We start from the raw sequence: 17,515 nt of genomic DNA on the forward strand, positions 1-17,515 counted from the left end.
GGAGGCGCGGTCCCCGTCACGACGTCATCGTGGCGAGGACGATCACGTTGTCGCGGTAGCTGCCGGCGGCCTGGTCGAACTGGCCGCCGCAGGTCACCACCCGCAGTCCGGGCCGGTCGTTCGGGCCGTACACCAGCTCGGTGGGGAAGGCCGTCTTCGGGTACGACCGCACCTCGTCGACGGTGAAGGTGGCCGTGCTGCCGTCGGCCCGGGACACCCCGATGGTGTCGCCCGGCTTGAGCGCGCCCAGTTGGAAGAAGACGGCCGGCCCGAGCTTCGCCGAGTCGACGTGCCCGACGACCACCGCGTTGCCGGTCTCGCCCGGGCTGGTGCCCGGTTCGTACCAGCCGGCGCGCTGGGCCTGGTCCAGCGGGGGCACCTGGACCGTGCCGTCGGGGTTGGTGCCCAGCGGCATGATCTCCGCGGCCACCCCGATCCGCGGGATCGTGATGGTGGTGGGGGCGGACCGGGGCAGGGGGGCGGGTCCCGGTGGCACACTCGCGTCGGCGGGAGGCAACGCGTCCGGGTCGTCGACCGCCCCGGCGGCCTGCTCCGGGGTGTTCGTCGAGACGTGCGGCAGCGCGGTCCCGGTCGTCGGGTCGTGCTGCGGCGCGGCCCAGGCGGTCGTCGGGTCGCTCTGCGGCGCGGCCTGGGCGGCCGGCTGCGGGGGACGGGGTGGGGGCACGGTCCGCAGCGACGCGCCGATCATGCCGGCGCCCGCCATGGCCAGCAGGACGACGACGGCCGCGCCGGCGGCACGCCACGGTCTCCCGTGACGGCCACCGGCCCGTGTCGCCGTCAGGTCAGACGAGCCCATTGGCCCGACGCCGCCGCATCAGCACGATGCCGCCGAGGGCCGCCGCGCCGATCATGCCCGCACCACCGGTGGCCATGCCCCGGTCGGTGCTGGTGGTGGCCATCCCGCCGTCACCGCCGTCGACGGCACCCGTCGGCAGCACGATCAGCTCGCCCTCGCCGCACGAGCCCTTGAGCTCGTACCGGCCCGGGCGGGCGTCCTCGGCGACCTTGGCCTCGCCGTAGTAGACGAAGTCCTTCCCGTGCTCCCAGCTCTGCTCGTCCCAGCCGGGGCCGGACTCCTCGTCGTGGCCCTTCCAGCCCGGGTTCTCGTCCTGGCCGTACCGGCTGTGCTCCTGCCTGCCGTAGCCGGACTCGTCACCCGGGCCGGCCTCGTCGTGCTGGCCGGCCTCGTCCTGGCCCTTCTTGCCGTCTTCCTTGCCGTGCTCGCCGCGGCCCTCGTCGCCGCGGCCCTCCTCGTGGTCCTTCGAGTCGCGGTCCGGACCCTGGTCGGCGGCCATCGCCCCGCCGCCTTGGCCGTCCGCCGGGGGCTGTCCACCCTCGACCGGCGGCTGCCCGCCCTCGGGACCGTTGCCCCAGGGGCCCTTGCCCTGGTCCTTGCCCTGGTCCTCGGGGCCCTTGCCCTGGTCGTCGCCCTTGCCCTCGGGGCCCTTGCCCTGGTCGTCACCGTTGTCCCAGGGGCCCTTGCCCTGGTCCTTGCCCTGGTCCTCGGGGCCCTTGCCCTGGTCCTTGCCCTGGTCCTCGGGGCCCTTGCCCTGGTCGTCGCCCTTGCCCTCCGGGCCCTTGCCGTGGTCCTCGCCGTTGCCTTCCGGAGCCTGGCCGTGGTCCTCGCCCTTGCCCTCTTCGCCCCGGCCGTGCTCTTCGCCCTTGCCCTCGTGGTCCCTGCCGTGGTCCCAGGCGTCCTCGTCCTTCCAGTCGCCCCGGTCCTCGCCCTGGTCCTCGCGGACGGGCTTGAGCTCGACCTTGCCGGTGACCTTGGACCAGACAGAGGCGTGTTCCTGCGCCTCCGGGCAGATCTCGAGGAGCTTGACCTCTTCGCCGGGCTTGACGACGTGGGGCTTGGCGTAGACCTTGCCGTCCCGGTCCCCGCCGTCGTGGTACCCGTCCGCGAACGCGATCCCTGGCGTGAACACCAGGAGGGACGCGCCACCGAGAGCGGCGCCCGCGACGACCTTCCCGAGCATCTTCTTAGCCATGACCTGCGTCACTCCATCCCTGTTGTCCTGAGCCCGACGACAGTCGAGCTATGGCCAACGTTAGCCCTTTTCGTGTCTTATCCGGGGAAAGATTCGTGTTTTAGAGTTTGCAGGCGATCAGGGCATTACGAGTGCTAGGCCGCTTCTGTCGGCATTTCTGCCGTCCGCGCGCTTGCCGGCGTGGTGGTCCCGATGGGCGGGGACGGCCGCAGCGGGGCCCGCGTCCTGCGGCGGGCGTTGCGGCCGGGTTGCCGAGAGGTATCGAACCATTGCCATGGAAGCGCTCCCATGTAAGAATCGCTGCACGCGGTTCGGGGAGCCACACCGCGCACGGCAGAGGTCGAGGGCAACCGGTTCGCGCCGGGCGACGTCGCCGCAGACCGGCCCCACGGGTCCGGTCAGCTCACCACCACCACGCCCGCCCCTCCGGGTCGGGCACCCCCCGAGATGTCCCGTTGGCGCCGGGGTCGTCCACAGGCAGGACGCCCCACGGGCCACTTCGCCGGTCCCTTCGCGGAGCCGGTCTCGCCCAAGGAGTGCAAGGCATGAATTTGTGGAGAACTCTGTCCGCCCGACGCCGGGCGTTCGCCCTCACCGGGGCGAGCGTGCTGGTCGCGGGCGGGCTGGTGACCATCCCGGTGACCGCGGCGCAGGCCGCCACCCAGTGCAGCATCGACTACACCACCAACGACTGGGCCGGTGGCTTCACCGGCAACATCACCATCAAGAACCTCGGTGACCCGCTCAGCTCGTGGAACCTCGGCTTCACCTTCCCGAACAGCAGCCAGAAGGTGCAGCAGGGCTGGTCGGCGAAGTGGTCGCAGACGGGCCAGAACGTCACCGCGACCAACGAGTCGTACAACGGCTCGCTCGGCACCGGGGCCAGCACCACCATCGGCTTCAACGGCGCGTGGAGCGGCAGCAACCCGAAGCCGACCTCGTTCACCCTGAACGGCACGGTCTGCAACGGCACCAGCCCGACCACCCCGCCGCCCACGACGACGCCGCCCACCACCCCGCCGCCCACCACGCCCCCTCCCACCACCCCGCCGCCCACCACGCCCCCGCCCACCACGCCCCCGCCGGGGCAGAAGGTGGACAACCCGTACCTCGGGGCCAAGGGCTACGTGAACCCGGAGTGGAAGGCCAAGGCGGACGCCGAGACCGGCGGCAGCCGGATCTCGAACAACCCGACCGCCGTGTGGCTGGACCGGATCGCCGCCATCAACGGCACCAGCGGCAGCAGCTCCAACGGTGCGATGGGCGTCCGGGACCACCTGGACCGGGCCCTCGCGCAGGGTGCCGGCTACATCCAGTTCGTGATCTACAACCTGCCCGGCCGGGACTGCGCCGCGCTCGCCTCCAACGGTGAGCTGGGCCCGAACGACCTGCCGAAGTACAAGACCGACTACATCGACCCGATCGCCGCGATCCAGGGCGACGCGAAGTACCGCAGCCTGCGGATCATCAACATCATCGAGATCGACTCGCTGCCGAACCTGGTGACCAACACCTCCGGCCAGCCGGGCGGCACCGCGATGTGCGACACGGTGAAGGCCAACGGCGCGTACGTCAACGGTGTCGGCTACGCCCTGGCCAAGCTGGGCGCGCTCGGCAACGTCTACAACTACATCGACGCCGCCCACCACGGCTGGATCGGCTGGGACAGCAACTTCGGCCCGACCGCCGACCAGCTCAAGGCCGCCGCGGTCGCCTCGGGCAGCACGGTGGCGAACGTGCACGGCTTCATCGTGAACACGGCGAACTACTCCGCGCTGCGTGAGCCGTACATCAAGGTCACCGACTCGGTGAACGGCCAGTCCGTGCGGCAGTCGAAGTGGATCGACTGGAACTTCTACGTCGACGAGCTCTCGTTCGCCCAGGCGTTCCGCACCAAGCTGGTCTCGGTCGGCTTCGACAGCAACATCGGCATGCTGATCGACACCTCCCGTAACGGCTGGGGCGGCACCGCCCGGCCCACCGGTCCGGGCGCGTCCACCAGCGTCGACACCTACGTCAACGGTGGCCGCATCGACCGCCGGATCCACCTCGGCAACTGGTGCAACCAGGCCGGCGCGGGCCTCGGCGAGCGTCCGAAGGCCGCTCCCGAGGCGGGCATCGACGCCTACGTCTGGGTGAAGCCTCCGGGCGAGTCGGACGGCTCCAGCTCCCTCATCCCGAACAACGAGGGCAAGGGCTTCGACCGGATGTGCGACCCGACCTACACCGGCAACGGCCGCAACGGCAACAGCATGAGCGGGGCCCTGCCGAACGCGCCGATCTCCGGCGCCTGGTTCTCCGCGCAGTTCCAGGAGCTCATGCGGAACGCCTACCCGGCGCTCTGACGGCCTGCCTGCTGCGGCTGGAGTGAGGCACTGACGCGGCAGGCGCACCCGGGCCCCCGGTCCGACCGAGAGGTCGGGCCGGGGGCCCACCCGTGGGTCAGGGCACCGTCCGCTCCACCGCGGCCCGGCCCAGCTCGGCCAGGTCGCGCCGGGCCCGCTCCAGGTTCTCCGGGGTCAGGTCCTGCCCGCGCGCCATGACCAGGTCCTCCGGCTCCCAGGGCTGCTCCGCGCCGGTGCGGATGTTGTCCCCACCGGCCCCGGTGCCGGTCCCGGTCGCGCCGGTCCCGGCGGCGTACGGGTCGCCGAGCAGATCGTCGGACGACGCGTCGGCGTCCTGGGCCCGGCCGCCCGGCTCGGTGAAGGACGGGCTGTCCCGGTCCGGGCCACCGCCGGTGGCGAACTGCGGCACGGTCGAGTCGTCGTCCACCGCGGCGGCCACCTCCGGGCTCTCCTCCAGTGGTCGTGCGCGGTTCGGGTCACGATCGGTCATGGTGCTGCCCTCCTGTCCCAGGCGCCTTCCCGGGTCTCGCCTACCCCGTCCGGGCGGGCCCATGCCGAGGTCGGGTCAGACCTCCCGGGCCTCCTCGGTGGTGGGCGCGTCCGGACGGCGGGCCGGACGGACGGCGACGCCCCGGCCGGGGCGTTCCGGCCGGGGCGTCGCGGGTGGTTCAGCGGCCCAGCACCCGGTCCAGGAAGTCCCGGTACTGCCGGACCGCCACCCGGAGCTGCTCGGTGTCGTCCGCACCGGCCTCCTGCCAGCCGCCCAGCTTCTCCTTCTGCGCGGACAGCGCCTCGGACAGCGCCCGCATCGCCTCGTCGACCAGCGACTGTGCCTCGCCGACGGCGGCCCGCGGGTCGTCCACGAACCGGAGCTGGACGTCGCGCCAGCGGTCCCGGAAGCCCTGCGCGGCGTCCGCCTCGAACAGCGAGGCCGCGTCGCTGGGCACGTTCCCGGTGGCCGGCCGGGTCGACTCCGCCGCCACCGCGCCGGCCGCCGCCGCCCCGCCGCCGGTCGCCTCGGCGTCCGGGTCGACCATCGCCGGGGTGGCGCTGCCGTACCCGGCGGCACCGGCGGCCGGCGCGTCGTCGTCCACCCGGGTGGCGGTGGTGTCCGGGTCGGCCCCGGCCGGCCACCGGTCCCGGTCGTGGATCCGGTCCGCCGCGGTCGGGTCGGCCCGCTCGTCGTCGAACGGCTCGGTCCGCCCCGGCGCGCCGTCGCCCGGCGCGACGGTGTCCTCGCCCCGGGCGTCCCGCTCGTCCTGGGGCCGGCCGCCGGCCAGGGCCGACGCGGCCACCGCGTCGCCCACGCTGGCCGCCCCGAAGGTGGTCGGCAGGGGAGCCGGGTCGTGGAACTCCGGCCGCTCGTCGCCGTCCGGATCGGCCGCGACGTCCCGGTCGTCCCGCAGGTCACCGCCGTCCCGCAGGTCACCGCCGTCCCGCAGGTCACCGCCGTCCCGCAGGTCCCGGTCTGGGTACGGGCGGGTGGGGTCGTCGTCACCGGTGACCGACGGGCCGTCGAAGGTGCCCCGGTCGTCCAGGGCGTCCTCGGGCGTGCCGGCGGACTGCTCCCGGCCGTGCCGGCCGGTGCGGTCGGCCTCCGCCGGCGGTACCGCCACCGGGGTGGACCGGACGACCTCCGGGTGGTCGTTGTTGACCTGCTGCTCTTCCTGGCGCATAACGGTGTCTCCTCAGCGGGTGGTGGCGTCGTGCGGGCGGTCCGGGCGGCGTTGTTCCGGCGGCCGGTGCCCGACCGGCTCCTCGCCGAGCAGGTCGGCGAAGAGGGCCCGGTAGTGGACGACGGCCTGGCGGAGGTCCTCGGTGCCGGCCTCGCCCCGCTCGTGGCGCAGTCGGATGTCGTGGGCGTCCCGGTAGTGGGTGAGGGTGCGGGCGTGGTCGACGGAGAGTTGGGCGACCTGGTCGGCGAACTCCCCGGTGGGGTACCCGCGCTCGGCGATCAGCCGGCCGACCAGTTCGTCGGCGTCGCCGACGGTCTCGGCCGGCGAGTCGACGAAGCGGACCTGGAGCTCCTCCCAGGCGGCGGCGTACCGGGCTCGGGCCTCGGGGGTGAGCGGGGTGAGTTCCAGCTCGGCGTGCCGGCGTTCCCGCTCGCGCAGCTCCCGTTCGGCGGCGCTGCGGCTGTCCTGCTCCGCGACGACCCGGTCGTACTCCGGGCCGAACCGGGACTTGAGCGCGCGCCGGCGGTTGGCCACCACGGCCACGGCGACCAGCACCGCGACCACCAGTACGACGAGAACCAGTAGGACTATCTGCGTGGACGACATGGCTCCTCCTTCACCCTCCGGTATTCCCTCCCTGCCCTGATCACCAATCCCGATCGCGGCGACTTTCCGAAGAGCGGTGAGCGAGCGGGCCGACCGGCCGAATCCGCGCCACCGCTGCGCCGGCGACGGCGAGTTCGGATGTACAGGACGTTCGGCGGCAATTCGGCCTCGGCGCGCATCCGGGCCGGTTCTGCCGGGCCAGGGATCGGCAGACCCCGTCGGCGTCCGGTTCGGCACCGTCCCCCGGCGGCCGGGACCCCGCCGAGACGGCTCGCCCGGAAAAACTGGTCCGGCACCCGTGCCGGTCGAGCAGGCGTACGACGGTGGGGTCGCCGAGGGCACCGCACCACCCGGAACGGCTGGTCCTCGCTCCATGGTGGACGCTCGGCCGGCGCTCCGGCAGGGCGTCCGCTGCCTGCGGATTCCACAACGGAGCGGTCACACCGGGAGACGCACGGTAGTGCTGCGCGTCATGATTACGTATCCTGCCCAAGGCGCCCGTTCCGGTGCCCGGCACCGATGCCGGGCGCTGCCCGGCCGGTGCCGGCGCCGCCGCTGACACCGCATCCGGGCGAGGACTCATGGACACCCGCGACTGGCCGATCCGGGCCAAGCTGACCGCCCTGGTCGTCACCCCGGTGGCCGCCCTGCTGGCGCTCTGGATCTTCGCCACCACGCTGACCTTCGGCCCCGCTCTCGACCTGCTCGCCGCGCGCACCCTGCTGTCCGACTTCGGGCGTCCCGGTGAGCAGGTGGTGGCCGAGCTGCAACGTGAACGCCGGGCCTCGGTGATCCAGCTCGCCGGCACCGGCACCCTGCCCGCCCTGACCGAGCAGCGACGGCGCACCGACGAGGCGGTCGCCGAGCTGCGCCGGTCGATCGGTGGGCAACGGCTGCGCGACGCCTCCGACGGGCTGCTCGACGCCCGGCTCGACGCGTTCGGGGCCGCCCTGGAGGCGTTGCCGGCCGGCCGTGGCTTCATCGACCGCCGGCAGGTCGACCGGGCCGGCGCGATCGGGCTCTACAGCGGGATGATCTCCTCGGCCTTCCAGGCGTTCGCCGCGACGGCCGCCCTGCCCGACCCGGAGCTGAACCGGGAGGCGCTCGCCCTCACCGCGCTCGGCCGCGCCCGCGAACTGCTCGGCCAGTCCGACGCGGTGCTGGCCGGGGCGTTCGTCGCCGGCCGGTTCGCCGAGGGCGAGCAGCTACGGCTGGTGCAGACCATCGCCAACGAGCGGTTCCTCGCCGAGTCGGCCGTGGCCGACCTGCCGGCCGTCGACCGGGCCGCCTACCAGCGGCTGGTCGAGGGGGAGGCGTTCGTCCGGTTGCGCACCATGCAGGAGCAGTTGCTGGTCGCCGGGTCGTCCGGCCGCCCACCGGTGGACGCCCGGAACTGGCAGACCAGCCAGGAGGCCGTCCAGCAGGGGCTACGCGACTTCGAGCTGAGCCAGGCCGACGGGCTCGCCGAGCGTTCGGTGCCGGTCGCCGTCAGGATCCTGGTCCGGCTCGGCGCCGCCGGGGTGCTGGGGCTCGCCGCGATCGTGGTGTCGCTGCTGGTCGCCGTCCGGGTCGGCCGGACCCTGGCCCGGCGGCTCACCGGGGTACGCGGCGCGGCGCTGGAACTGGCCGAGCACCGGCTGCCCGACGTGGTGGCCCGGCTGCGCCGGGGCGAGCACGTCGACGTGGCCCGGGAGGCGCCGCCGCTGGCGTACGGCGCCGACGAGATCGGTGACGTCGGACGGGCGTTCACCGAGGTCAGCCGGGTGGCGGTCCGGTCCGCGATCGACGAGGTGACCCTGCGCCGGGGGCTGAACGAGGTCTTCCTCAACCTGGCCCGGCGCAGCCAGGGCCTGGTGCACCGGCAGCTCGCCCTGCTCGACGGGATGGAACGCCGGGCCGAGGACCCGGACGAGCTGGCCGAACTGTTCCGCGTCGACCACCTGGCCACCCGGCTGCGCCGGCACGCCGAGGACCTGGTCATCCTGGCCGGGGCCGCACCCGGGCGGGGCTGGCGGCAGCCGGTCGCCCTGCTGGACGTGGTCCGTGGCGCGGTCTCCGAGGTCGAGGCGTACGACCGGGTGGACATCGGCCGGGTCGACCCGGCCGGGCTGCTCGGCCGGGCCGTCGCCGACGTCATCCACCTGCTCGCCGAGCTGATCGAGAACGCCACCACGTACTCCCCGCCGGAGAGCCGGGTCGAGGTGACCGGTGGCGCGGTGCCCCGGGGCTACGTCGTCGAGGTCACCGACCACGGTCTCGGCATGTCCCCGCAGGCGGTCGAGGACGCCAACCGCAAGCTGGCCACCCCGCCGGAGTTCGACCCGACCGACAGCGCCCGGCTCGGCCTGTTCGTGGTGGCCCGGCTGGCCGTCCGGCACGGCGTACGGGTCACCCTGCGGTCGGAGGTGCCCGGCGGGGTCACCGCCGTGGTGCTCGTCCCGGCCGACCTGGTCACCGACGAGCCGCCGATCGCCCCGCCGACCCGGGACCGCCCGGCCGCGTCGGTGACCCGGCTGACCACCCTGCCCCGGCCCCGGTCCGGCCGGGGCACCCGGGAGCGGCCGGACCAGACCGTGCTGCCGTTCGCCCCGGCCCGTACCTCGTCGGTGGAGGCCGCCCCCGACGGCGACGGCCTGCCCCGCCGGGTCCGCCGCCGGGGGCCGGTGGCCCGTCCGCGTACCCCGGTCGCCGGCGACGCCCCCGCGCCGCGCACCCCCGAGGAGATCCGGCGGCAGATGTCCGCCCTCCAGACGGGCACCGCCCGGGGCCGCCGGGACGGCGCCGCCGTCCACCCGGTGCCGCCGGGCCGCCCCGACCCGCCGGCCCGCCCGGACGGTGCCCGCGGTACGGGGTCCGGTGCCGCCGCCGAGTCCACCCCGCCGCCGGCAGGTCCGGCGGCGGCGCCCGAACCGACCGCGACTGAGAGGGACGCCTAGTGGTGCACACGACAAGGCAGAACGCCGATCTCGGCTGGTTGCTCGACGAACTGGTGGAGCGGGTACCGGCGGCCCGGGAGGCGGTCATCCTCTCCGCCGACGGCCTGCTGCTCGGCGCGTCCGCCGAGTTGGACCGGTCCGCCGCCGAACACCTCTGCGCCCTGGCCTCCGGCTTCTCCAGCCTGGCCAAGGGGGCCAGCCGGCACCTGGCCGCCGGTGGGGTCCGGCAGACCGTGGTGGAGATGGAACACGCGTACCTGTTCGTGACGGCCGCCGGGCAGGGCGCCTGCCTGGCGGTGGTCTGCGCGGCAGACGCGGACATCGGCCTGGTGGCGTACGAGATGGCGATGCTGGTCGTCCGGGTCGGCGAGAACCTGACCGCACCGGCCAGAGCGACGGCGGGGGGCGCCGATGCGGGCTGAGCCGCCAGGTCCCCAGCACGAGTGGATGGACGCCGCCGCCGGGCCGGTCGTCCGCCCGTACACCCTCACCGGCGGTCGGGTGCGGCCCGCCGTCGACGGCTTCGACCTGGTGGCGTTCGTCCTGGCCACGACGGTCGCCGAGCCGTCCGGCCAGCCGGGCCTCCAACCGGAGCACCGGCGGCTGGTCGAGTACGCCCGGCACCCGGTCGCGGTGGCGGATCTCGCCGCCGACCTGGACCTCGCCCTCGGCGTGGTCCGCGTCCTCCTCGGTGACCTGCTGGCCCGTGGGCTGGTCACCGTGCACGAACCGCCGGCCACCGCCGGTCTTCCCGACAACGACATCCTCAAGGCGGTGGTCAGTGGACTACGTGCGCTCTGATCGCGATTCGTCCCGGATCCGGATGCCACTGGCTCTCAAGATCCTCATTGCCGGTGGCTTCGGCGCCGGCAAGACGACCCTGGTGAGCGCGCTCAGTGAGGTCCGGCCGTTGCAGACCGAGGAGGTGCTGACCGATGCCGGCATCGGCACCGACGACCTCTCCGGGGTGGAGGGCAAGTCGACCACCACGGTGGCGATGGACTTCGGCCGGATCACCATCACCGAAGACCTCCAGGTCTACCTCTTCGGTACCCCCGGCCAGGACCGGTTCTGGTTCCTCTGGGACGAGCTGGCCTTCGGCGCGCTCGGCGCGGTGGTGCTGGCGGACACCCGCCGGCTGGCCGACTGCTTCCCGTCGATCGACTACTTCGAGCAGCGCGGGATCCCGTTCGTGGTCGGGGTGAACTGCTTCGAGGACACCCGCCGGTTCGGCATCGACGCCGTCCGGCAGGCGTTGGACATCGACCCCGAGGTGCCGGTCGTGCTCTGTGACGCCCGGGACCGGCAGTCCGGCAAGCTGGTGCTGATCTCGCTGGTCGAGCACGTGGCCCGGCAGCGCGGCGAGCCGGTGCCGGTCGGCTGACCGGACCCGGGTCCGCCCACGCCGGTCCGTTCCGGGCCGGCGGCGCAGCAGGTCCGGCCCCGCAGCAGGTCCGGGGCCGGCGGCAGGCAGGAAATCCGGGAAATCAGGGGTGACCGACGGCGATACCGGGAAGCCTGGAGAGCGACACAGGATTCGGCGGAGGGTGGTTCGGTGACGGGCACGATCGTCCACATCGGTGGTTACACGGCGCGGACCGGCGGGCGCGGGGAGGGCATCGTCGCCGCCCGGCGCGACCCCGGGTCGGGGGCGCTGACCCCGCTCGGCACGGTCGCGGTGACCCCGGCGCCGTCCTTCCTCGTCCGGCACCCCACCCTGCCGGTGCTCTACGCGGTCAACGAGCTACCGGACGGTCAGGTCAGCGCCTTCGGGGTGGGCGTCGAGGGGGCGCTGACCCCGTTGGGCGTGCGGTCGACCGGTGGCGCCGACCCGTGTCACCTGGCGGTCGCCCCCGACGGCGGGCACCTCTTCGTCGCCAACTACGGCGGCGGCAGCGTGGCCGTCCTGCCGCTGGACGGACGGGGTGTCCCGGGGGAGCGCAGTGACCTGGTCGTCCACGAGGGGCGCGGCCCGGACCCGGAACGCCAGGGGCAGGCGCACTGCCACATGGTGTCGCCGGACCCGGGTCCCGGTCCGCTGCTCGCCGTCGACCTGGGCACCGACTCGGTCTACCGGTACGACCTGGACGCCGCCTCGGGCCGGCTGACGCCGCGGGCCCCCCGGGTGCGTACGGCGCCCGGCACCGGCCCCCGGCATCTCGCCCGCCATCCGGACGGCCGGCGGTGCTGGCTCGCCGGTGAGCTGGACGCGACGGTGACCGCGTACGAGTCGACCGCCGACGGGGCGCTGCACCAGCGGGGACGGGTGGCTGCCAGCGACCGGGCCGGCCACGTCCAACCCTCGGAGATCACCGTGGGCCCGGACGGCCGGTTCCTCTACGTCGGCAACCGGGGGGCGGGCACGGTCGCGGTCTTCGCCCTCGACGGGGAGCTGCCCCGGCTGGTCGCCGAGGTGGAGACCGGCGGGGAGTGGCCCCGGCACTTCGCGCTGACCGGGCGGCACCTCTACGTCGCGGACGAGCGGGCCGACATGATCCGGGTGTTTTGGGTCGACCCCGAGTCGGGCGTGCCGTCCCCCGTGGGCGAGCCGGTACCGACACCCAGTCCGACCTGCGTCCTGCCCTGACGGCCGGCTGTCCGACCTGGACCGGAGCAACGAAACGAGACTGTCTGACTACTCAGTGTGCCGAAAATGCGGTTTACTGTTTCTCCTGCGTAACTTTCGTCCGAACGGTTGTGGCAGTAACCGCACGAGATACGCAAGATGGTCAGCGTGTCTGGCCGCCATCGCATGCGTTCGAGTATCCGTGGAGCAGGAGCCGCAGCGGCGGCGACCGCGCTCGTCGTCGTGGTCGCGGGTTCCTGGTTCGGTTACCAGCAGTTGGCCGGCCCCTCCTGCTCCGGGGAGATCCAACTCGCGGTGGCCGCCGCCCCCGAGGTCGCGCCGGCCATCGACGCGGCGGCGGCGCAGTGGGTCAGCGACGGCGCGGCGGTCGGTGGCACCTGCATCAAGGTGAACGTCACCGGCTCCGAGCCGGTGGAGGTGGCCGCGGCGGTGGCCAGCAAGCACGGGGCCAGCCTGGCCGGCGTGGGTCAGGCGAGCGGCACCGCGATCACGCCCGACGTCTGGGTTCCGGACTCCTCGACCTGGCTGCTGCGGCTCAAGAGCGGCGGGGCCGCCGCGTTCGCGACGGGCAACGGGGCCTCGATCGCCCGCAGCCCGGTCGTGGTGGCCATGCCCGAGCCGGTCGCCACCCGGCTCGGCTGGCCGGACAAGAAGCTGGCCTGGACCGACATGCTGCGCGCGGTCAGCAGCGACAAGCCGCTGCGGGCCGGCATCGTCGAGCCGACCCAGGACGCCGCCGGGCTCTCCGGCCTGCTCTCCCTCACCACCGCCGCGAGCGCCGCCGGGGGCGACGCCCAGCAGGCGACCACCGCCGCGTTGCGCGCGCTGGCCACCGGCCGGTCCGCGCTGCGGCAGGACCTGCTCGCCCGGTTCCCGCGCTCCAACGACCCGACGGCCATCGCCAGCGGGCTCGGCGCCGCCGCGCTCTCCGAGGAAGACGTCATCGGCTACAACAACACCAAGCCGCCGATCCCGCTGGCCGCGCTCTACCTGGAGCCGTCGCCGATGCCGCTGGACTACCCGTACGCGGTGCTCCCCGGGATCGACCAGGCCAAGGCGTCGGCCGCGAAGGTGCTGTTCGAGCTGCTCACCACGCAGAGCTTCAAGAACCGGCTGGCCGCCCAGGCGTTGCGCGCCCCGGACGGCAACTGGGGTGACGGCTTCAAGGCCCCGCAGGGGGCGCCGAGCCCGGCCGGTGGCGGTGCGACCGTCCCGCCGGCCGGCGGAACCGCCGCGGGCGGCCTGGACCCGGTGGCCATCGACCGCGCGGTCTCCGGTTGGTCGATCGCCACCCAGTCGGGGCGGATGCTCTGCGTCATCGACGTCTCCGGTTCGATGAAGGCCGAGGTCCCGTCGGCCAACAACGCCAGCCGGGCGCAGGTGACCGTGGCGGCGGCCAGTCGCGGCCTGGGGCTGTTCGACGACTCCTGGTCGATCGGCCTGTGGACCTTCTCCACCGAGTTGGTGGGCTCGCAGGACTGGAAACAGGTGGTGCCGATCAACCCGCTCTCCGGCAACCGGGGCAAGCTGGAGCAGGGGCTCGCCGCGATCCGCCCGTCCAACGGCAACACCGGCCTGTACGACACCATCCTGGAGGCGTACAAGACGGTCCAGGACGGGTGGGAGCCCGGCCGGGTCAACTCGGTGGTGCTCTTCACCGACGGCAAGAACGACGACAAGAACGGCATCTCCCAGAGCACTCTGATCAGCCGGCTCAAGCAGCTCAACGACCCGGAGCGTCCGGTGCAGGTGGTCATCATCGGCATCGGCGGCGAGGTCTCCAAGGCCGAGCTCCAGTCGATCACCAACATCACCGGTGGCGGCGCGTTCGTCACCGAGGACCCTTCCAAGATCGGTGACATCTTCCTGAAGGCGATCGCGCTGCGGCCGAACGCCCCGCGCTGAGCCCTCGCGCAGTGCGCGGGGTCCGCCGCGTCGGGCAATCCGGTGCGGTGGCTCGCTTCCCGGCCCCGAACGGCCGGGTGGGAACTGACAGTAATACGTCCGAAGCAATCGGTGAGAATCATTGTAAGGCAGGATGTCGGGAGTGCTCCGGTGGTGGCCCCAGAGGGGGTGGCCACCCGATCGGGGCCGACCAGTGCGATGTGGGGAGACTGGGTGACCTCGGCGACGCTGTCCACGCCCGTCCGTACCCCGTCCGCGGGGCCGGGTCGCCGCCCGACGGGCACCCGAGCCCGCGCCGACCAGCGCGGCTACGTGCGGATCCTGGTGGTACTGGACAGCACCGTGCTGTCGTTCGCCGTCCTCGCCGGTTACGCCGCCCGGTTCGGCGACGCGGTGCCGCGCGGCTCCGAGATCCCGTACGTGCTGGTGGCGCCGGCCCTGGTGGTCGTCTGGCTGGTCTCGCTGCGGGCCATGCGCTGCTACGACGACCGGGTGCTCGGCTACGGGGCCGACGAGTACCGGCGGGTCAGCGGGGCGAGCCTGCGGCTGGCCGGTGCCATCGCCATCGCCGGCTACATCTTCGAGGTCGGGGTGTCCCGGGGCTTCCTCGGCATCTCCTTCGCCGTCGGCACGGTGGGGCTGGAGGTCACCCGGTTCGCCGCCCGCAAGGCGTTGCACCGGGCCCGCTGCCGGGGCGCCGGCTGGTCCCGCCGGGTGCTCGTCGTCGGCGACACCGCACACGTGCTGGAACTCGTGCACACGCTGCGCCGCGAGCCGTACGCCGGCTACCACGTGGTCGGCGCGTGCATTCCCGACGCGCTGCTCGCGCCGGTGCCGCAGCGGCTCAGCGACGTGCCGGTGGTGGGTTCCCTGCGCGGCATCCCCGAGGCGGCCACCGCGATCGGCGCGGACACCGTCGCGGTCACCGCGTCCGGCGAGCTGACCGCCACCCGGCTGCGCCGGCTGGGCTGGCAGCTTGAGGGCACCGGCGTCGACCTGGTCGTCGCCCCCGCCCTGACCGACGTGGCCGGCCCGCGCATCCACACCCGGCCGGTCGCCGGGCTGCCCCTGATCCACGTCGAGGCACCCGAGTTCCGGGGCGCCCGCAAGCTGGTCAAGGAGTTCGTCGACCGGTCCGCCGCCGCGGTGGCGCTGGCGCTGCTGCTGCCGCTGGTGGCGGTGATCTCGCTGGCGATCCGGCTGGACAGCCGGGGGCCGGTGCTGTTCCGGCAGACCCGGGTCGGGCAGGGCGGCCGGGAGTTCGGGGTGCTGAAGTTCCGCACGATGGTGGTGAACGCCGACGCCCTCCTCGCCGAGCTGGCCGCCCGCAACGAGACCGACGGCCTGATGTTCAAGATGCGCGACGACCCGCGGGTGACCCGGGTCGGGCGGCTGCTGCGCAAGTGGTCCCTGGACGAACTGCCCCAACTGGTCAACGTGCTGCTCGGCCAGATGAGCCTGGTCGGCCCCCGGCCGCCGCTGCCCTCCGAGGTGGCCCGCTACGACGGCGACGTGGCCCGTCGGCTGCTGGTCAAGCCGGGCATGACCGGGCTCTGGCAGGTCAGCGGCCGGTCCGACCTGAGCTGGGAGGACGGCATCCGGCTGGACCTCTACTACGTGGAGAACTGGTCGCTCGCCGCCGACCTGACCATCCTGTGGAAGACGTTCGGCGCGGTGCTGCGGGGGCGCGGAGCCTACTGACCCCGCGCCCGGGGCTCACGGCTGCGGGCCGGTCCAGTCCAGGCAGACCACCACCGCGTCGTCGACCAGGTCACCGGCGACGAAGGCGCGCAGGTCGCCGAGGAGCGAGCGGACGGCGTCCAGCGGCTCCATCGGGGTGGTACGACGCAGGAACCGGTCCAGCGCGGTCTCCCCGTACCGGACGTTCTGGCCGGTGGCGTCGACCACGCCGTCGCTGACCACGAAGAGCCGGTCGCCACGGCGCAGCTCGAAGCTCTGCTGCTGGTAGTCCGTGCCGTCGAACATGCCCAGCGGGAACTGCTTCTCCAGCACCCGCTCGCTGACCTCGCCGTCGCGCAGCAGCACCAGCCGGGGCGACCCGGCGTCCACCACGGTCAGCACGCCGGCGGCCAGGTCCAGCTCCATGATCAGGGCGGAGAGGTGCTGCTCGCCCCGGTGCAGGGCGTAGATCGCCTGGTCGGCGAGGGCGGCCTGGTCGGCCAGGGCGAGCCCACCCCGGCGGGCGTTGCGCAGCGCGTGGGTGGCCAGCGAGGTGAGCAACGAGGCGGCCACCCCCTCGCCGCTCCCGTTGATCGTCGACAGCCAGAGCCGGTGGCCGTCGTCGGACCAGTCGAAGCTGTCCCCGCGCACCGCGTACGCCGGTTCGAGCTGGCCGGCGAGGCTGAACGAGGGGCGGATCCGGCTGCGGCCGGGCAGCAGGTCCCACTGCATCTCGGCGGCGAGGGTGAGCCGGCGGGCCCGGCGGGAGGCCCGGTACACGTCCGTGCCGGCGCTGACGGCGGCCAACTCGTGCCCGAGGGCGGTGCCGACCCGGGTCAGCTCCTCGACGACGGCCCGGTCCGTCGGCACCGGGGACAGTCGCAGCACACCACGCCGCTCGCCGCGCATCCCGACCGGGAACCAGCCGGTGCCGTCGGCGATCACCGGCTCCTGGTGGTCGAAGCTGCGCCAGGCCGGGTGGCCCGGCCCGGTCAGCGGCTCGCCGTCGCCCAGTGGCAGCAGCACCGAGAGCCGGTAGTCGACCTGGTACAGCTCCGCCTCCGTGACGCCGTAGCCGCTGGCGAGCTCGGCGGCGAGCCGGTCCAGCAGGAGGTCGGCCGGTGCCTCGGTCAGCACCCGCCGGGCCAGGTCCTCCGGTCCGTTCATCGTCACACCCTCCTGACAGGGGCAGACCCGCAGGTACGCGGGTAGTCTCGTGCCCACCATGGCCGAAGAAAGCGGTCCTCGCGGACCAGACGTGAGTATGGCCGCCGAGTTGGACACCGCGGCGGCTGCCCTGCTCTCCGTGTGGGAGGCGGCGCGGGAGCGGACCACCAGTCGGCTCTCCGGCGCCCAGTTGCGGGCGGTCATGGTGGTGGAGCGGTACGACGGGATCAACCTGCGCCGGCTCGCCACGCTGCTGGACATGCTGCTCTCCTCGGCGAGCCGGCTCTGCGACCGGCTGGTCGCCGCCGGCATGCTCGAACGGGAGCCCGGCCGGCTCGACCGGCGGGAGATCGCCCTGCACCTGACCCCGGAGGCCCGCCGGCTCCTCGCCGAGCTGCGCCGGGACCGCCGGCAGCGGCTCGCCGACGTGCTGGCCGGGATGACCGACGAGGGACGGCAGGCGCTGCTGCGCGGCATCGGGGAGTTCGACCGGGTGGCCCGCGCGGGGGAGCGGCCGGCCGAGCCGGTGGCCGGGTGGCCGTCGGCGTCCCCGACCGCCTGGGTCGGGTCCTCCGCCGAGCCGGTGGCCCGCTCGGCCTGA

Annotated in this window: 15 protein-coding genes; 9 read left to right on the top strand and 6 right to left on the bottom strand. The window is 73.9% G+C overall.

Annotation, left to right across the window (positions count from 1 at the left end; genetic code table 11):
- Positions 1–16 precede the first annotated feature (16 nt).
- Complete coding sequence (locus ACIQG9_RS21270) at positions 17–802, bottom strand: class F sortase (RefSeq protein ID WP_400405199.1); 786 nt, start codon at positions 800–802, stop codon at positions 17–19.
- A 1-nt stretch (position 803) separates the two neighbouring features.
- Entirely contained in the window at positions 804–2,012 is a 1,209-nt protein-coding gene (locus tag ACIQG9_RS21275) for a hypothetical protein (RefSeq protein WP_400404935.1), read from the bottom strand.
- A 545-nt stretch (positions 2,013–2,557) separates the two neighbouring features.
- On the opposite strand from ACIQG9_RS21275, the gene ACIQG9_RS21280 reads away from it, so the two are divergent.
- Entirely contained in the window at positions 2,558–4,357 is a 1,800-nt protein-coding gene (locus tag ACIQG9_RS21280; protein WP_400404936.1) for a glycoside hydrolase family 6 protein, read from the top strand.
- Between the two features lie 97 nt (positions 4,358–4,454).
- Here the strand turns inward: ACIQG9_RS21280 and ACIQG9_RS21285 are convergent, their stop codons facing one another.
- The 3 genes from ACIQG9_RS21285 to ACIQG9_RS21295 all read right to left on the bottom strand — a co-directional run bounded on the left by ACIQG9_RS21285 (position 4,455) and on the right by ACIQG9_RS21295 (position 6,639).
- Positions 4,455–4,847 carry a hypothetical protein gene (locus ACIQG9_RS21285; protein WP_400404938.1) on the bottom strand — a complete coding sequence of 131 codons (393 nt, stop codon included), beginning with the start codon at positions 4,845–4,847 and terminating at the stop codon, positions 4,455–4,457.
- A 178-nt stretch (positions 4,848–5,025) separates the two neighbouring features.
- Entirely contained in the window at positions 5,026–6,033 is a 1,008-nt protein-coding gene (locus ACIQG9_RS21290; protein WP_400404941.1) for a hypothetical protein, read from the bottom strand.
- 12 nt (positions 6,034–6,045) lie between these two features.
- Complete coding sequence (locus tag ACIQG9_RS21295; RefSeq protein ID WP_400404943.1) at positions 6,046–6,639, bottom strand: hypothetical protein; 594 nt, start codon at positions 6,637–6,639, stop codon at positions 6,046–6,048.
- Positions 6,640–7,220: 581 nt separating this feature from the next.
- On the opposite strand from ACIQG9_RS21295, the gene ACIQG9_RS21300 reads away from it, so the two are divergent.
- From ACIQG9_RS21300 to ACIQG9_RS21330, 7 genes are all read left to right on the top strand, one after another.
- The gene (locus ACIQG9_RS21300) at positions 7,221–9,575 is read left to right on the top strand and encodes a nitrate- and nitrite sensing domain-containing protein (RefSeq protein ID WP_400404946.1); all 2,355 of its coding nucleotides are present in this window, start codon (positions 7,221–7,223) and stop codon (positions 9,573–9,575) included.
- Positions 9,575–9,997, top strand: coding sequence for a roadblock/LC7 domain-containing protein (locus ACIQG9_RS21305; RefSeq protein WP_400404949.1), 423 nt, complete (start codon positions 9,575–9,577; stop codon positions 9,995–9,997). Before ACIQG9_RS21300 ends, ACIQG9_RS21305 begins: the two co-directional genes overlap by 1 nt.
- Positions 9,987–10,376: a DUF742 domain-containing protein gene (locus ACIQG9_RS21310; RefSeq protein WP_400404951.1), complete on the top strand. Its 390-nt coding sequence runs from the start codon at positions 9,987–9,989 to the stop codon at positions 10,374–10,376. Before ACIQG9_RS21305 ends, ACIQG9_RS21310 begins: the two co-directional genes overlap by 11 nt.
- The gene (locus ACIQG9_RS21315) at positions 10,357–10,959 is read left to right on the top strand and encodes a GTP-binding protein (protein ID WP_400404954.1); all 603 of its coding nucleotides are present in this window, start codon (positions 10,357–10,359) and stop codon (positions 10,957–10,959) included. Before ACIQG9_RS21310 ends, ACIQG9_RS21315 begins: the two co-directional genes overlap by 20 nt.
- A 171-nt stretch (positions 10,960–11,130) precedes the next feature.
- A complete protein-coding gene (locus tag ACIQG9_RS21320; protein ID WP_400404956.1) occupies positions 11,131–12,162 on the top strand; it encodes a lactonase family protein in 1,032 nt (343 codons plus the stop codon).
- Positions 12,163–12,327: 165 nt separating this feature from the next.
- Positions 12,328–14,067 (top strand): VWA domain-containing protein, encoded by a 1,740-nt coding sequence (locus ACIQG9_RS21325; protein ID WP_400404959.1) that lies wholly within the window; start codon positions 12,328–12,330, stop codon positions 14,065–14,067.
- Positions 14,068–14,280: 213 nt separating this feature from the next.
- Complete coding sequence (locus ACIQG9_RS21330) at positions 14,281–15,768, top strand: sugar transferase (RefSeq protein ID WP_400404962.1); 1,488 nt, start codon at positions 14,281–14,283, stop codon at positions 15,766–15,768.
- Positions 15,769–15,783: 15 nt separating this feature from the next.
- On the opposite strand, the gene ACIQG9_RS21335 is transcribed toward ACIQG9_RS21330, so the two are convergent.
- Positions 15,784–16,914, bottom strand: coding sequence for a PP2C family protein-serine/threonine phosphatase (locus ACIQG9_RS21335; protein ID WP_400404965.1), 1,131 nt, complete (start codon positions 16,912–16,914; stop codon positions 15,784–15,786).
- 97 nt (positions 16,915–17,011) lie between these two features.
- Between ACIQG9_RS21335 and ACIQG9_RS21340 the strand changes: the two genes are divergently transcribed.
- On the top strand, positions 17,012–17,515 hold the full coding sequence (locus ACIQG9_RS21340) for a MarR family winged helix-turn-helix transcriptional regulator (RefSeq protein WP_400405201.1): 504 nt from the start codon (positions 17,012–17,014) through the stop codon (positions 17,513–17,515).

It is taken from the genome of Micromonospora sp. NPDC092111 (assembly GCF_044755745.1).
Lineage (GTDB): Bacteria > Actinomycetota > Actinomycetes > Mycobacteriales > Micromonosporaceae > Micromonospora.

Coding starts and splice junctions, on each gene's coding strand:
- ACIQG9_RS21275 (WP_400404935.1), bottom strand. CDS start 2,012: ATGGCTAAGAAGATGCTCGGGAAGGTCGTCGCGGGCGCCGCTCTCGGT.
- ACIQG9_RS21280 (WP_400404936.1), top strand. CDS start 2,558: ATGAATTTGTGGAGAACTCTGTCCGCCCGACGCCGGGCGTTCGCCCTC.
- ACIQG9_RS21285 (WP_400404938.1), bottom strand. CDS start 4,847: ATGACCGATCGTGACCCGAACCGCGCACGACCACTGGAGGAGAGCCCG.
- ACIQG9_RS21335 (WP_400404965.1), bottom strand. CDS start 16,914: ATGAACGGACCGGAGGACCTGGCCCGGCGGGTGCTGACCGAGGCACCG.
- ACIQG9_RS21300 (WP_400404946.1), top strand. CDS start 7,221: ATGGACACCCGCGACTGGCCGATCCGGGCCAAGCTGACCGCCCTGGTC.
- ACIQG9_RS21340 (WP_400405201.1), top strand. CDS start 17,012: ATGGCCGCCGAGTTGGACACCGCGGCGGCTGCCCTGCTCTCCGTGTGG.
- ACIQG9_RS21325 (WP_400404959.1), top strand. CDS start 12,328: ATGCGTTCGAGTATCCGTGGAGCAGGAGCCGCAGCGGCGGCGACCGCG.
- ACIQG9_RS21290 (WP_400404941.1), bottom strand. CDS start 6,033: ATGCGCCAGGAAGAGCAGCAGGTCAACAACGACCACCCGGAGGTCGTC.
- ACIQG9_RS21295 (WP_400404943.1), bottom strand. CDS start 6,639: ATGTCGTCCACGCAGATAGTCCTACTGGTTCTCGTCGTACTGGTGGTC.
- ACIQG9_RS21310 (WP_400404951.1), top strand. CDS start 9,987: ATGCGGGCTGAGCCGCCAGGTCCCCAGCACGAGTGGATGGACGCCGCC.